6 protein-coding genes and 2 pseudogenes are annotated in these 16,517 nt (G+C 63.0%); 2 read left to right on the top strand and 6 right to left on the bottom strand.

Annotation, left to right across the window (positions count from 1 at the left end):
- Positions 1-97 precede the first annotated feature (97 nt).
- From Amn_RS06670 to Amn_RS06655, 5 genes and pseudogenes are all read right to left on the bottom strand, one after another.
- Positions 98-1,441: a cytochrome P450 gene (locus Amn_RS06670; RefSeq protein WP_006329090.1), complete on the bottom strand. Its 1,344-nt coding sequence runs from the start codon at positions 1,439-1,441 to the stop codon at positions 98-100.
- Complete coding sequence (locus Amn_RS06665) at positions 1,441-2,265, bottom strand: SDR family oxidoreductase (protein ID WP_027033417.1); 825 nt, start codon at positions 2,263-2,265, stop codon at positions 1,441-1,443. The genes Amn_RS06670 and Amn_RS06665 overlap by 1 nt, the downstream gene beginning before the upstream one ends.
- 18 nt (positions 2,266-2,283) lie before the next feature.
- A pseudogene (locus Amn_RS32600) lies at positions 2,284-2,565 on the bottom strand (ferredoxin); the annotation flags it as partial.
- A gap of 1 nt (position 2,566) precedes the next feature.
- Positions 2,567-3,856, bottom strand: a complete 1,290-nt coding sequence (locus Amn_RS06660) for a cytochrome P450 (protein WP_286295248.1) — start codon at positions 3,854-3,856, stop codon at positions 2,567-2,569.
- A gap of 94 nt (positions 3,857-3,950) precedes the next feature.
- A complete protein-coding gene (locus Amn_RS06655) occupies positions 3,951-5,153 on the bottom strand; it encodes a cytochrome P450 (RefSeq protein ID WP_286295247.1) in 1,203 nt (400 codons plus the stop codon).
- A 698-nt stretch (positions 5,154-5,851) separates the two neighbouring features.
- On the opposite strand from Amn_RS06655, the pseudogene Amn_RS06650 reads away from it, so the two are divergent.
- Together Amn_RS06650 and Amn_RS06645 are read left to right on the top strand one after the other, a co-directional pair.
- Positions 5,852-6,325, top strand: a pseudogene (locus Amn_RS06650) (Tn3 family transposase); the annotation flags it as partial.
- Between the two features lie 106 nt (positions 6,326-6,431).
- Positions 6,432-7,142 carry an IS6 family transposase gene (locus tag Amn_RS06645; RefSeq protein WP_286295245.1) on the top strand — a complete coding sequence of 237 codons (711 nt, stop codon included), beginning with the start codon at positions 6,432-6,434 and terminating at the stop codon, positions 7,140-7,142.
- Positions 7,143-7,169: 27 nt separating this feature from the next.
- Here Amn_RS06645 and xopAD read toward each other — a convergent pair whose 3' ends face one another.
- A complete protein-coding gene (gene xopAD / locus Amn_RS06640) occupies positions 7,170-16,340 on the bottom strand; it encodes a XopAD/skwp family type III secretion system effector (RefSeq protein ID WP_286295244.1) in 9,171 nt (3,056 codons plus the stop codon).
- Between the last annotated feature and the right edge of the window lie 177 nt (positions 16,341-16,517).

The following is a 16,517-nucleotide window of genomic DNA, read 5'->3' as shown; positions in this document are numbered from 1 at the left end:
GCCACGGCGAGCGTCCGAGCCGCCGCGGTGTTGGCGGGGTCGCACCGAGCGCGCGCGCCGACTAGCTGCCTCGCCACACGGGGCATGCGATGCCAGCTCATGAGAATCCGATGCGGATTTTCATGGACGGATGTGCGGTCGGGAAATAGCGCCGACCTTTTTCGACGGCGCTCAGCAACCGCGGCCGCACCCCGGCCTTGTGCATGGTCAGTGCCAAGGCGATGCAGAACTGCACCATTTCCAGCCATACCAGGTGGTAACCGATGCAGACGTGTGGGCCGGTACCGAACTGCAGCATGTCCACCGGCCGGATCGGCTCCGTGCGTTGCAGCCACCGTGCCAGGCGGAACTGATCAGGCGCCTCGTGCAGCAGCGCAGAGGTCGAGAAATGCAGCAGCGGGATGCACAGAGGGGTGCCCGCAGGAATGCGCCGTTGGCCGAGTTGCAATTCCTGCAGCGCGCGACGCGGCAGGAGCGTGGTCGCCGGATGCACGCGCAGCGTCTCGCGGAACAGCGCCTCGGCGACCGGACACTGCGCCAGGTCCGCGTGCCGGGTCGGCACCGCGCCCACGCGTTGCGCCTCCTCGACCAGGGCGTCCCATAGCCCAGGCTGCCGCGCCAGCTCGATCACCATCCAGGCCATCGTCGAGGCGGTGGTGTCGTGACCGGCAAGCAGCAGCAGGCGGATATTGGCGACCAGGACGTCGTCGGAGAGCGCATCGTCGCCGCGATCGAAGGAGCTCACCATGTCATTGATCAACCCAGTGCGCGCGGCATGTGCGCGCGCGTCGCGGACGAACTGGCGCAACTGCGCGTCGATCCAGTCGCGGGCGGCGCGGCCGCGCCGCAAGGGCAGTCCAGGCAGGTCGACCGGGGGCGCGACGATCAACTGCAGCAGTTGCCGGTATTTGCGATGCCATCCCGGCAGGTCCTGCGCTGGGATTCCCATGAGGCTGAAGATGAGCTTGAGCATCAGGTCGCCGGTTTCGCGCAGGATGGTTACGTCGCCGCGGTCGCGCCACGCCTGCACCCGCGCCTGGATGACGGGCGCGAACAGGTTGCCGATGCCGGCTTGGGTCAGCCCCTTGGGCAGGAACGCCGCCTTGATCGCGTCGCGCGCCTGCCGGTGCGCGCCGCCGTCCTGGGCGACCAACGTTCCGCCAAGCAATTCGGGCGCGATCTCTTCGATCAGCGCCGAGGACACGTCCTTGTGCCGGAGCAGTGCAAACGCATCCGGATCCACGCAGGTCATCAGGTGTCCGGCAGGGCCGAAATCCAGCCAGAAGTGGCTGCCCAACGTCCGTTCCGCGCGCCGCAGCAGGCGCGGCAGGTCGCATACGATGGCGGGAAGATGTCCGACCAGGGGGAAAGCGCCGGGCACGACCGGGATGTCGTCCCGCAGCCGGTGCCGACGGTCCAGCGGGTTGAGCAGCATGTCCATCAGCAGCGCGGCCCCGCGGCCGCTTTGGCGGTGTCGCCGGCAGGCCGCGCGGCGCGGCTGTTGCCACCGTCGGCGTACGTCGGCACATGCGCCAGCATGCCGCCGTCGATGCACAGGACCTGGCCGGTGATGAACGCAGCATCGTCGGAGAGCAGGAACGCCACCAGCGCGGCCACGTCCTCGGGGCGGCCGACGCGCTGCAGGAGTTGGTGCCGGCTCAGATGCCGTTGCATGCACTCGTCCAGCTTGGCGAGGAGACGCTCGGTCATGATGAGACCCGGCGCAACCGCGTTGCAGCGGATCTGCGCATGACCGTACTGGGTGGCGAGCGAGGCCGACAGCATGTTCATCGCCGCCTTCGACGCGGCGTAGGACGTCTGCGCGGTGTCACCGCTGAGCCCCTGGCACGACGACATGTTGACGATCGCGCCACCGCCGCGGGCGATCATTCGTGGGATGGCCTGCCGGCAGCAGAGCAGCGTGCCGCGCAGATTGGTCGCCATGGTCTGATCCCAGACCGCCAGGTCCAGGTCGAGGATCGTGCGGTCGCGCGGTGTCAGATGCATGGCGCTCGCGTTGTTCACCAGCAGGTCGACCCCACCGAAGTGCCGCTCCGCCGTCTCGAACAGCGCTGCCACCGCCTGCGCATCGGCGATGTCCATGGCCAGGGCCAGCGCGTGGCCCGCTTCGGCCGCGATCTGCGCGGTGCAGGCGACGGCCGCCGAGCCATCAATGTCGGCCACCACCACTCTGCCGCCCTCGCGCGCGATGGCGAGGGCGCATGCCTTGCCGATGCCGGCGCCGGCGCCGGTCACCACGGCCACCTTGCCTTCAAACCGTCCTCCTGGGTTGCGTTGGTCTTTCGCGGCATGCCGCTCAGCCTGCGCCGGAGAAGGCGCAGGGTCGGCGCTGGCGCGCTCGCCAGCGTCGCTTTCGATGACCCGAATGGCGGCGACCGGACACTGGCTGGCCGCGAGCCGCGCGGCGGCGTGCAGCGCCTGCGGGACCGTCGCCACGCACACTTCCGCCACGCCGTCCGGTTCGCGCTGGCGAAAGGTGCCCGGCAGCGTCAGCACACACTGCCCGGTGGTTCCGCATAGATCCTGATCGATCACGACGCGCATCTCAGCCCCCCTGAGCATGCAGTCGCACCGGCAGCGCGCGGAACGTCCTGAGGAACGCGGATGGCTCCCGGGTCGGCTGCTCGGCCAATGCCAGCGTGGGGAAGCGCGCCTCGATCCGCGGCAGGCTCTCGGCCAACTGCACCCGGGCCAGTTGCGCACCGAGGCAGAAGTGGATGCCGTGGCCAAAGCTCAGCATGATCTTCCCGTCGGTCGACATGCCAGGAGTGGTGCCGTAGAACCGCGCGGGATCGAAGCGGTCGGGATCGGAGAAGGCGTCCGGGTCGCGATTGCCGGCCGCGATCAGCACGCGCACGTCCGCGTTCTTCGGGATCACCACGCCGCCCAGTTCGATGTCGCGCTGGGCGATACGCGGGATGGAGCTGAACATGGCAGGCGCGTCGCAGCGCAGGACTTCTTCGACGAATGCCTTCACCCCCACGGCGTCTCCCTGCAGCCAGTGCCGCTGTTCGGGATACGCCAGCATCGCTAGGACCGCATGGTCGATGGTCGCAGCAGTGGTGGCGAAGCCGCCCAGCAGCATGCCCCACAGCATGCTGATCAACTCCGCATCCGACAGCGTGTCGGCATCGTCGTCGTGTGCGCCGACCACCATCGACACGATGTCGTTGCGGGGATCGGTGCGCTTGCGCTGTATGAGGTCGCCGAAGTAGGCCTGCACCCTGGCGCTGGCCGCGTCCGCCTCGGCGAGCTGGGGATCGCTGGCGTGTGGGCTCAGGCCTTCCAGAATGGCGCCGATGCCGGCGGCGAGCCCGAACATGTCATCCTGGGGCATGCCGAACAGTTCGGCGAAGACCAGAATGGGCACAGCCAGCGCGAATTCCCAATGCAGGTCCACCGCCTCCCCGCGCTCCAGCCCGGGCGCCATGCCGTCCAGGCGCGCTGCGACGATGCGTGCGATGCTCGGCCGCAGGTTGTCGATCTGGCGTATGGTGAAATCGCGCGAGATCAGCCGGCGCAGACGCGTATGCGTCGGTGGTTCCTTCATCGCTAGCGTGGACGCGAGGAGATTGAGTGACAGGCTGGTCTCCGCACGCGGGAAATAGCGCGCCAGTTCGCCCGGCGCCGGTCCCCGAAACACATCGCCCGTGGCCTTGAGCGCCCAGTAGATGTCGGCGTGGCGGCTCAACAGAAAGAGGCCCGACGCCGCACGATGCACCGGATCGTGCTCGCGCAACCACCGCATGAACGTATACGGGTCTTGGATACACGCTGGCGACGCAAGTTCGGCGAAGGCGTCCCGGCATGCTGCCGTGGTTTCTTGCACGTCCATCTTGGTTACCTGTTGGCTGGCTGATCTGACCGGCGCGCGCTGGGCGCGCCGGCAAATTGCGGAGTAGATCGCGATTCCGGGCGGCGTCCGCGCGTCACCAGAGCACCGGGAACTCCTCGAACCCGCCAGTGATGATCTCCTTGCGCAACTTCAGTTCTTCGGGCGCCACGGCCAGGCGCAGCGCGGGAAAGCGCTGGAAGATCGAGCCGACCACCACCTTGAGTTCCAGCCTGGCCAGCGCCATGCCGATGCAGTAGTGCGGCCCGTGCGAAAACGTCAGGTGCGGACTTTCGTCGCGTCCGATGTCGAAGATTTCCGGGTCGTCGAAATGGCGCGGATCGAACGACGTCGCCGGCAGGCCGACCAGCACCTTGCTCTCCGCGGGAATATGCACGCCCGCGATAGTCACGTCGGTCCTCGGATAGCGCATGATGCCGTCCCAGCCCGCGCCCGGCGGGTACATGCGCAGGATTTCCTCCACCGCCTTGTCCACCAGGGATGGATCGCCGACTAGGCGTTCGCGCTGTTGCGGATGGCGGAACATGGCCAGCAGGCCGAATTCGATCTGCGCGACGGTGCTCTCGTGCCCCGCCACCAGCATGCCCGCCGCCAGGCCGATCGCCTCTTCCTCGGTCGCATTGCCCTGCTCGACCGCCGCGAGCAGATCCGTCAGCAGGTTGTCGCCCGGATCCTGGCGCTTGTCCCACATCTTGCCGCGAATGTAGGCGCGCAGTTCTTCCCAGGCCAGGCGCGACGCGCTGCGCGGGCCGCTTTCATGCTGGTGCGTCATCACTTCGTCGGACAGCCCGGCGAAAAAGGCGTGATCCTCGTAGAGCACGCCCATCAGCGCGCTGATGACCATGGCCGGCAGCGGAAAGGAGAGGTGGCGCCTCAGGTCGGCGGGCTGGGGCTGGGCCGCCAGCGTCTCGAACAACTGCGCGGCGATCGCCTCGACCTGCTGCGCGAGCACCTTCACCCTGCGGTTGCTGAAGGCCGGCGCCACGATCGTGCGTAACCGGGCATGCTCGCCCCCCTCGTGCGAGACAAGCCACCCCGGCGAACCGAGAATCACCGAATCCGGGGTGAATGCCGCCGGCGGCATTCCCGCGGGCCGGAACGCCGCGTCGGACAGCGCCGCCTTGGCCTCGTCGTAGCCTGTCACCCACCAGCCTTCGTGCCCGGACGGGAAGCGTACGTGGTGGATCGGACCGTTGGCGCGTAGCGCCAACATCTCAGGCGAGGGCTCGATGTGATCGACGCGCCACATCGGCAGCGTCGGCAAGGGTTGTTCGGACATGGTGGCACTTCACTCTCTAAGCGATGGAAGGGCGGAAGGCGCTGCGGGCAGCGAATGATTACGACGGCACGTAGACGTCCTCCGGGGAGTAGCCCGACTCGATGTCAAGATCGGCCAACGTGTAACTGTCTAGGCATACCGCGCGGCGAGATGCAGAACTTTATCCTGCGCCTTCGAGTTCAGGATTAAGGCGAGTGTGGTGGGCCCTTGAGTCGCAGCCGGCCATCAAGATTTCCTGCGCAAGCGTCGACAAGGTTGGCAGCCTGTTTGGGTACGGGCGGTTTCGCCAAGGCCCCCTTGCCATAGGATGCTATCTGATGCGGATTTGACATTATGCTTTTCTTTCTTCGTTCCATCGATCGCGGTGTCATCCACGAAATGAAGATCGGTCGTCGGCTCCCGGCTCCCAACGAAGGAGTCTCAAAACTCGTGCCAATTTGGCCGACCCAGCAGAAGAAAAACATTGTGATTGCTTTTCAGGGGATTAGCCTGAGGCAGACAAGAGCTCGATGAAATAGCCCGGTGTCGCGGACCCAACAAAGGCGACAAAACAGTGTCGGATAGTATACGGTGGTCAGACGCCAGACCGGCGACACCTTCTTTATTAGTTGTCCTGTCGTGGAATGATGGCAGGCGACCTGACCGTATTGAGCCATAGGAGGGCTCCTGGTTGGCTCAGGGGTCACGTGCTTGCTCCGGGCGCGCTCGAGGCGGCTTGCGGGCTCGTTGCCAATGCAACACACGCGATCCGCAACACCGCCATCTAGGGCGAAGCCGGCACGGCCCAAGAAGTTCGGCGCTTGGGACGGCAACCTGATGACGGAATGGCATGTCCGCTATGGCGGTCGCGCGTGATGATCTACTGGCATGTCGAAAAGGGCTCGACCTGCATTTTCTCGCAGCTCAAGCGCTGTTCGTCTTCGGAGGTCGCGGCGATGACCAAGGTCTTGCTGCGACATTACACCAACGTGGAGATCCAGCGCTTATATGTCGGCAGCCATGGCCAGAGCGCCCTCGGCGTCCCTTTTGCCGCCTGCTCGGGTTCAACCTGCCGCCACGCCTGAGGGCGATCGCCTGGCAGAAGCTGGCGCTGCCAGGCCTGCGCGCTGAATTGCCAAATGCTTCCCATTCTTTCCAAGGTCCTCACTTGGGAGGAGGTCGAGCAGCAGTATGGCCACAGTGCCACAGTCAATCTGGGCCGGCCAGAACGACATCGGAATAGTCCGGCCGGCACCGTAAAGTTAACCGACGGCTGATGAAGATGTGCGAACATGGGCCATGTCAGAAGTTGCTCGTGATCCGCTTTATCGTCGCCACCGCTTTCCCGCCGAGATCATTGCGCACGCGGTATGGCTCTACTTTCGCTTTCCGCTCAGCCTGCGCATGGACATGTTGGCGGCCCGCGGCATCATGGTCACGCATCAGACCATTCGAAGCTGGGCGGAGAAATTCGGGCGGCATTTCGCCCGGGAGATCAAGCGACGGTCAGCCGGCTGCCTGGGCGACAAATGGCATCTCGACGAATGTGTGGTGACCATCAATGGCAAGAAGCAGTGGCTCTGGCGTGCCGTCGATCAGGACGGCTTGGTCCTCGAAGTGCTGGTGCAAAGCCGCCGAAATGCCAAGGCGGCAAAGCGTCTGATGCGCAAGTTGCTGAAGGCTCAAGGGCGGACACCACGAGTCATGATCACCGACAAGCTCCGGTCCTATGATGCCGCCAGGCGCGACCTCATGCCCGGTGTCGAACACCGGTCGCACAAAGGCCTCAATAATCGAGCGGAAAATTCGCACCAGCCGACCCGACGACGCGAAAGGACCATGAAACGCTTCAAGTCGGCACGCCAGCTTCAGCGGTTCGTTTCCATCCATGATCCGATTGCCAACCTGTTCCACTTTCCCCGCAATACGCTGTCATCGGCTCAACATCGAGACCTGCGTAACGCCGCCATGCAAATCTGGAACAAAATCGCGTGTCTCGCCGCAGCGTGACAGCCGTCCCGGCCAGCTATCGCTGCATCAATCCGCTGATAACTTTACAGTGCCGTGGGATATATTAGAAAGCGACTGAGCGTCGGCCCCCGTGGGGCACAGGTATGCGTGCAGGGCCTTCAGACATGGGCCCGCGTTCTGTTTATCGTTTTTGCGGGGTGGGACAAACCTGACGTTAGCTTGTTCATAGAACGGCTTGCGCTCGTCCATGAGTTGGGGAACCGTCTGATCCCGGTCGGAGCCCCGCAGCAGCGGGCGGGTGGTATCGTTCCTGAGGCGGCGTCGTAGCACCCGCGGGTCGGTATTTATCCAGATCGAGACCGCTTTGTCGGCGATGAGTCGCCGGGTCTGCTCATCGTTCAACGAGCCGCCACCGGTCGCGATGACCGCGGGCCCTTGCTCGAGCACACGCGCGATTGCCTCCGCCTCAAGCTTCCTAAAATAGCCCTCGCCATTTGTATTGAATATCTGCGTTGTCGATTTCCCGGTCTGCTTCTGAATTTCTTGGTCGGTATCGATGAAGCGCAGCCCCAGTCGCTTGGCGAGTGGCGCGCCAATCGTGGTTTTCCCGGCGCTCGGCATACCGACAAGCACGACCGGCCGATGGCCGAGGGCAGCGACAGTCTCCTTTGCCTCCGGTGACTTGGCGATCTCCGACTCTGTTGATCGTCCGACAGCTCGCAATCCAGGTGCTGCAGCAGCACTATCCTTACCATCCCTCCAGTGTGCTATGCTGAGCACGTTATCGGGTCTGTCAACTGCCTTATTGCCTTCTCTTACCTTCTGCTCGAGTTTCTCTGCCTTCTGCAAAGCATCACGGCGCTTCAGCTCCTGCATCTCTTTATAGGCGTCGTGATTGTCAACTTTGGCGCTGTAGCTGGCTGGCGTATGGAATTCCACCTGGAAACGGTAGCCTTCTGTGGTGGCGAGCACAGTGTGTATGCCGAGATAACTCGGACGCTCGAATTTGAACCAGTTGGTCACCTCGATTTCGGTGTAGTGCTGCTCCTCGAAGGCCAGAATGGCTGCCTTGAAGGCACGTGTAAAATCGTTGTCAGGAATTTCGAAGACGTGGCGTACGGCGCTGCTGATCAGCTGTGGAGTGCTGCCGGACGAGATGCTCGTGCCGGTGAGCTGCTCTCTTATGGAGCGTTCCGATCTCAACCGGCGCTCCAGATGAGGCATTTTCACCTGGATCTCCATTTTCCTGAGGCTTGCGGCGACGCTGAGTGCCGCTGCGGTGATTTTCCCCTCCTCTTTTGTAGCGCGCGCAACCTCAATTCGGGCGCGCTCTGAGGCCTCCTCGGGGGTCAGCGGGATCATCTCGGCAGCTTCGGCGGTGGGCCGAAGGCCGGAGGGTCTGCGCAAAATGCCGTGCTCCGCAGCGAGATTGATCGATGTTTCCATGACTGAAGCCGTCAGCGTGGGGTTGTCCTCCAGGTCCTTCAAGGCTGCATCGACATCAAACCTTCCATGGTTGAGAGACGCTGCCAGGCCCTTGACGTAGGGCACGGACCTCAAGCCAGGCGTCGTATGCAGCAGCCGCTGAAGATCTTGGCTTTTCCTGGAAAAAAGCCGAGCGCCAGTGTTGGATTTGTAGGCATCGGTGCCGACCTTGATGCCGAGGCTCAGGAGATTGTTTGCGCTTTGCACGAGGTCATCCGGGTTGTAACCGTCCGGGCGAGGATCGATCCGCGCAGGATAGTTGTCGATCAAAGCCCGGATGCGGTCTCGTGGCTGATTTGTTACCGGATAGGCATCCGCCAGATCCGGCAACAACTCTGAGACTGCTGCGCTCAGCGTCGTGCTTTTTGCATCGTTCACGGGCCCGACTGTTTCGGGCAGGCGTTCCGGCTTCTGTGCCCACGCCTCAAGGTCGGCGACCAGCAGCGCGGCCATTTCGCGAGCAACCGGATGCCGGGCGACCTCGATCTCGCGCCGCGCTCTCGCAAACACGGTCTCGATATCCTGGCCACTCACCTCCTCTTCGCGGCCCAACAACTGACCGATGTCTCGCCGAAGCTCGTGGTGAACGCCTTCGTAGGTGCCAAAGATGGCACGCTCGGCAAACCAGCCTCGCGCTTCATGGGATTGAGCCAGGAAGTTTCGCTGCAGACCGCTATAGGTTTCCAGGACATCCTGGGTGGCGGCGAGAATCTGGCTGGCGCGACCAAACTGGTACTTGTCGCCGTCAAGCGCCGGAGTATGCGACTTTGGCGGCTTCAGCGATGGAAGTCCGAGAGCTTGCTCCTTTTCATCGAACTCGCGCACATGCTCATAAAGCTGCGGCCGGTCGCCGATGATGATGACGGTGTCGCCATCGAAGTCGCCGTCAAGCTTTTTCTGTTCACCGGTCGGGACGGCAACCAAGGAGCCCGGAGCGAACACCTCGGTGGCCTGCAGGATGCCGAGGCAGTCGAGCGGCGTGTCCTCCTTGACGCGGTCCTTGCCTGTCGTCCAGTGCGAATGGGACTTGACGTCCTCGGCAGACAAAACCAGCCCTCGGTCGGCGTGGGCGGCCGGCCACATCTCGTCCGGCACGACGATCAGGATGCCTTTGGCAAAGAAAGTCGGATCGTCGGCCGCGAGTTCCTCCCCCGACTTCTGGGCGACATTAAAGCTGTATTGGATAGCAACGCAGGTGTCGAGGAACGCTGCCGTCGGGTCCCCATCAACTGCTGACTTGACCAGGTCGGCGGAAAATGGGCGCAGGTTGGGCTTGTCGTAGGGCGACCGCCCGATCAGCACACCGCTTTTGCCCGTCAACGTCTCGCTCTTGAGCGTCGGCACATGGAGACACTTATCAGCGGACGGTACCGCGACTGCGCCAGGACCGTCGATATGTCCGACAGTCACCGTTCGAAACAGCTCCTCGGCCGTCAGCTCTTTCCCCTCTCTGCTCTCGAGCCAGGTCTTGGCCTTCTCGTGCGCCTCATCGGCCACTTGCTCGCTGCGCGGATAATGTTGCAGCGCCGAGGCAGGCAAGGACGATCTCCTTCCCTCACCAAAAGCAGGAACCCGATCAGGTCCTTCCTGCCGACCGGTCCGGCGAACAGCTGGCATACGCGTGGCCAGCGAGGCCTTGATGAAACCGCAGCCGTCATACGGTCGCAAGGCGATCGGGCCTTCCGGCCCAATCAGCTTGAAGGGACGTTCCTGGTTGGCAGGGCGGTCCGGCAGCAGCGACAATTTGAAGGCGCCTTCCAACGCGTAGTCGCGAGGCCCCAGACCTTGTAAATTCGGTGGCGCTGCAAACCCCCTGCGCTGAGTGTAGTAATATGCCTCTTTGAAAGGCGCCCAAGAGCGCGATAGCTGCTCGAACGCAGTGCCCGGTGCGGTTTCGGCATAGGGAATGGCCAGCAGCTTTCCGCCGGAAGATGCTGCCTCCACCCGACCTGGAATGCGGGCGGCGACCTGCGAAAGCGTCTTCGGCGGCGGCTTTAACTTGCTGCCGCCGAACAGGTCCATGCGGTATGGCACGCCCTCGACGGTCAACGTGCGCGCCAGCATGAACGGGCTCGGCTTTCCGGGCAGTTGCACCGCGACCATCTTCACCGCCCCCGAGGTCAGGCGATGAAAGATCGAATAGCGTGTCTCGGCCTCCGTGGCCAGTTGCCGGCCCTGCATGTCGACCACCGGCAATCGCATCAGCCCCGCCTCGCCCTGGGGCGGTCTGGGCTCGTGGTCCATGGCTCGCAAAGTCTGATGGACGTCGAAGACGGACGCTCGATTTTGGGCCTGCACCGTCGCGGCGTTCTGCGCCATGAACGTGTCCAGCGCATCGGTCGGACCCTCCGCTTCGATCTGCGCGATCAGGTTCCAGCTCATGTTGGAAAGGTCGCGTTCGACGAGCTCGCGCGTGCTGTCCAGGATTTCCTTGGTCTTGGACTGCAGCTCGTCGCGCCTCGCACGCAAATCGGGCTTGTTGCCCTCGACATAGGGCCGCCGCAGCAACCCTGCCAGGCTCGCACGGGCCTTGAGCACTTGATAAATCGACAGGGCCAGACAACGGGTCGAGTACGGCCCGCGGGCCCGCTCGGCATCGCTTGCCCTGAGATGGGCTTCGATCTTGTGCTCCACGATCGGTTGAATATCGTTCAGCAAGTTCAGAGCCGGCCGCCGGTGCCAAAGCAGCTGCTTGCGCGGACTGCGAGCCAGCGGCAGCAGAGCGGCGCACAGATTGCCCATGGTTTCGAGGTTATTCTCATGGGCAAAGCCAGGGGCACGATGCAATTCCGCGAGCCGATTTAAACCTGCTCCTGCGAGCGAACCGAGATCATCATACAATTGAGCCTTGGCCAACGCCTTCAAGATGCTCGTGACGCCCACCGCGTCGGCCTCCTCCAGACGATCACTGGCATAATGAAGATAATGAGCCAGTTTGTGCAGCCGATCTTTCAGCAGAGCGGCCTCTGCAATCTCTCCGGCGTCCTCGCTCCTGAGGATCCCCCGCGCCAAACTGTTGGCGATACTGGAGAGCCCGGGCGCGGCAAAATGACGGAATGGTTGACCCGCCTGGCCGAGTCTGCGCGCGATCTCCAAAATCGCCTGGCTGCACGCCTCTTCTTCCGCAAACCTGTCGAAGCCGTTGAGCAGATTTGCCAGTTGCTGCGGATTAACCCCGGAGAGTCGCTCGGCACCGCGAAGCACCTCACCGGCGATCGCCGCGGTGGCCTGACGTGATTTCTCCTCCTGCGGCCACTTGCTAAAGCCGTTCACCAGGTTCGCCAGGTGCTGCGAGGTAAAATCAGGGAGCCGGTTAGCGCTGCGAATCACCTCACCAGCAATCGCCGCGGCGGCTTGACGTAAGGCCTCCTCTTCCGGCCATTTGCTGAAGCCGTTCACCAGGTTCGCGAGGTACTGCGAGCTAAAGTCAGGGGGCGGGTTTGTGCTGCGAAGCACCTCACCAGCGATCGCAACGGTGGCCTGACGTGAGTTCTCCTCTTGCGGCCATTTACTGAAGCCGTTTACCAGGTTCGCCAGATCCTGCCCATTGAATCCCGACAGCCGGCCGGCGCGGCGAGGCACCGCCCGGGCGATCGCAACCATGGCCTCGCGGCAGTCCAAAGGCCACTTGCTGAAACCGTTCACCAGGTTCGCCAGATCCTGCCCATTAAATCCCGACAGCCGGCCGGCGCGGCGAGGCACCGCCCGGGCGATCGCAACGATGGCGCCACGGCAGTCCTCGGGCCATTTGCTGAAACCGTTCACCAGGTTTGCCAGCTCCTGCGGTTCGAACCCAGACAGCTGGTCGGCGCGGTGACGGACCTCACCGGCGATCGCAACTGTGGCTTGATGTGAGTTTTCCCATCGCGGCCACTTGCTGAAGCCGTTCACTAGGCTCGCCAGGTGCAGCGGAAGAAATTCAGAGAGTGGCTCGGCGCAGCGAAGCACCTCGCCGGCGACCACATTGGTGGCGTAACCCAAATTCACCTCTTGCGGCCACTTGCTGAAGCCCTTCACCAGGTTCGCCAGGTGCTGCACATCAAAATCAGAAAGCCCCTTGCGGCGGCCGGCGCGGTGACAGACTTCACCGGCGATTGCAACGGTGGCGCGTGAGCACTCCGCCGCTTGCAATTTGCTGAAGCCGTTCACCAGGTTCGCCAGGTGCTGCGGATCGAAACCAGAAAGCCCGGCCTTTGGGAGGTCCGCGAGGCGACAGACTTCAGCGGCGATTGCAATTGTAGCGCCGCGGCAGTCCTCTGGCCACTTGCTGAACCCGTTCACCAGGTTCGCCAATGCCTGCGCATCAAACACAGGCAGCTTGCCGGCCCCGCCAGCGACCTGACGCGCGATCGCAACTATAGCGCCGCGGCAGTCCAAAGGCCACTTGCTGAAGCCGTTCACCAAATTCGCCAACGCCTGCGGATACCACCCAGTCCGGCCGGCTTTTTCATCGGCGAGGCGACCGATCGAATCGGCTATGACAATTTCATCGGCGAGGCGACAGACCGCATCGGCTATGACAATGGTCGCCTGATGTGAGTTCCCCGGTTCCCGCGCCTTGCTGAACCCGTTCACCAGGTTTGCGAATGCCTGCGAATTAAACCCAGACAGGCCGGCTTTTTCACCGGCGCGGCCACAGACCTTCCCGGCGATTGCATCGATAACGCCGCAACACTCCTCCTCTAGCGGCCACTTGCTCAACCCGTTCACAACGTTACCCAGGTTCTGCGGATCAAAATCAGAGAGCCCGGCAGGGCGGCGGCGAATCTCGGCGGCAACTGCTACCGTGGCCTTACGAGCGTTCTCCTGTTCCGGCCACTTGCTGAATCCGTTGACCAGCAGAGCGAGACTTTGACCGTTGAGCTCCGACAGCGCTCCGGGTTGCTCATGAAACAGCTTGGCGATTGTGATCATTCCATTGCGACATTCCGCCAATCGGGGATGTCGACTGAACGACAATACGAACAGCGAAAGCGTTTTGCTTTCGACATCGTTCAGCGCCCTGCCGAGCCTCGACACCTGAGCTGCCATGGCCCTGCAAGCTTCCATGCCTGCCTGACCTCCAGGCTCCCGGCTCGTCGCGTTGCATGAGGTGGCGAACCCCCAGGTATTGCCGGCGCGGACATCGTCCTCCCATCTTGGAACAAAGTGACGGGTGAACTCGGAAGCGGCCTTTCGTAGGAATGTTGCCCGATGCGCCTGACTCTGCAGCCTCTTGTCGTTCTCCACCACAGCGTATGAGAATTCATTGATGTCGTGTGCGAAGAAAATTTTGTGCAAAGCGTCATTAAGTAGTGCATCGTCGAAGCTCTGTGCAGCTACATGGTCGAAACGCCGCCGTTCCGGTCCTGCAACCGGCCTGGACTGGCTTTGGTCATGGCGTGCGAGCGTGTCCGGTTGCGACCTACTCGGTTCTTGATCGCCGAGCCAGGACCTCTCTAAACGCAAAGAGCTTTCTTGCCTACCCATCGCTTCGCCGTGCCGACCTTGGGGAGAACCATGCCGCGGCCCACTGGTTGCGCCTCGCGAACCTGCAAGGGCTCCGCGGGGAGCTATGGAGTAATCGGCAGATTTGTCGCCAAGGGCTTCGTCGGCCCCTCGCACGACGCGAGCATAGGACATTCTATCTTGGGGCCCAGAGTGCGTCCGCTCCACGCCGGCATCGGACGATTGGCTGGATTGCCCAGGGGCATGACTTGATTGCGAGTTCAGAGCTTTGGCCAGTTCCTGCGCCTGGTTCAACATTCCTTTGAGCCGGACTGTTTTGTCTTGCACTTCGGGCACCTGTGCAGGCGCAAGCAGGCCTGGTCGACGAGGCTCATCCAACGCGGCCGGACAGGCCCGCATCTCGGCGGGCTGCGTCTGCAGGCGCTCGACCACGGTTTCCGCGACGTAGCGGGCGTCCTCGGGTTTCACCTGGCGCTCTTGCGTCAGTGCTTCCATGGACGGCGGCGCCTGCTTTGCCGACTGTGCGCCCGCCGACGCACTCGCACGCGCCTCCTCCGCGCTCACAAGCTTCGTACCCATATCCGAGAGCACTAGAACCTTGTCTGCTGGCGCCGTGTCGCTGTCGACGGCAGCGACTTGCGACGCCCGCCCGGGGGCTGAACTCCCGGCGCCAACGGCCGGCTTGCCCTTGCCTTTCCGCTTCCTACGCGCTGCGGCGCCTGCCACCGCAGCCTTGCCGGCAGTGTCGGCCGGTATTCCAGCGCCCATATCGGCTGGTGGTGCTATGTTCGCTGGCCAGTTCGGCTGCAGTGCCAGAGTGCCTTTGGCCACTGGAGACTTGCCGACAGTGTCGATCTGTATCGTAGCGCCAGCGTCGGCCGGCGAGGCAATGAGCGCTGGCGCCTTCGGCTGCAGTGCCAGAGTGCCTTTGGCCACTCGAGACTTGCCGGCAGTTTCGGCTGGTATCGCAGCGCCAGCGTCGGGCGGCAGTGCAACGGCTGGCGGCTTCGGCTGCAGTTCCAGCAAGTGCATGACCTCGTGCCCGACGATCCACGCGCCTTCCACGATCTGGCTCAACAGTTCCAATGGGAGGTCGGCACTTGTTTGGTGATCGTTTAGGTTGGTCCGGATGACTTGCAACTCGGACGCAAACTCCGAAAGCCGCTCGATGACTCCTTCCAAAACGGCGCAGTGATCTGCGTCGAGTGGGTGCCCACCGCTGCTCAGAACAGCGTTCTGTGTCGAAAGGAATGCCGGTAAAACGTCCCCGCTGAAGGCTTCCAGCAGACGCACTCGCCCATTCTCAACCAGGAGGATTTCCCTGACGGGTGCGTCGAACGTGCTCGCCTGCGGCTCAATCTTCGCCCGCGCGAGATCGATCCGAGATTGCAGATACACGAGCTTGCTATGCATTACCGAGCCGGTTGCCAGCCGCAGCGTGGCCTCTTCTTCCTGCCGCATCTTGGCTGTTGCACTTGGCAAGCTGGTAGTGGCGCGCCAGGCGGCTCGCCCCCGTTCGCAGTGCCCTACCTTCTTTTCCCACCATTTCACGCAGGCCGCATGCGCCTCCACCACACTCTCCGGGGTAGCCGTGGATTGAGTCAGCCCGATCGCTTCTTCCTCAGCTTTTTTTTTTTGCAATTTGTGGATAGTCGGTTCGGCAAGGCGGCTATATTCTTGCACCGCATCCCACACGAGGTAGCGGCAGGTAATCAACTGGTTGTCGTCCACAATGGTCCGCGCCAAAGCCGGGGATAGGCTCTTGTAGTGGTGCAGAGCTGCTGAGCCTGCATTGATGACCTGATCGAGCAGCTTTTCATCGCCCGGGTCTTGCCTGGCCGCGTTAAAGCGCATGCCCACTAGCGTAAGCAGACTGTCCATTCGTCGCTTTTCCTTGATTTCGTCGCCTGACAAGCAAATGGGCGCTGCCACACCCGAAGTTGGCGGCTGGCTGGCGACCGGGGCCAGGGTTTCACCCTCCAACATTGACGGAACACTGCGCCGCCGCGGACCGGCTGCACGTGGCGCGGCGGCGGCATGCCGCGCAGCGTCCAGGGTTCCGTGTATACCAACGGAGGGGCCGGACGGCCTGTCGTGCAGGGCGTCATCGGCACCGCGCTCCATTGGCACGGCGGGCGTCCTTCTATTTATCTCCACAGAGCGCATCTGCTCCACGACGGTATCGAACGACTGGCTGCCTGCCCCAGGCGCAAGACTTGATTGCGAGCGCGAACTGCTCGCCTCCCCCGTCCTGCCGACTCTCTTTTCAGTCCGCGATCTCCCAGATCGGTTCACGCCCGTCATATTCCGTCTCCGATATAGGCGAGGATGTGTTGCCTATGCTGTTGGGGCTGATGTCGCTGAGCCCTAGCGTATGAAGGCTTTGATGAGTGAAATCACGCCTCGTCAGCTTCGCCAATGCGCGTGTAGTGTGCATCGGACGGGCCACCAATTCGCTATACTAGGATTTGCACTACTATC

Source organism: Aminobacter sp. Y103A (assembly GCF_030294925.1).
In the GTDB taxonomy this organism is placed as follows: Bacteria; Pseudomonadota; Alphaproteobacteria; order Rhizobiales; family Rhizobiaceae; genus Aminobacter; species Aminobacter ciceronei.
Note: the sequence above shows the minus strand (reverse complement) of the source record. Positions and strands in the feature narration are given on the sequence as shown.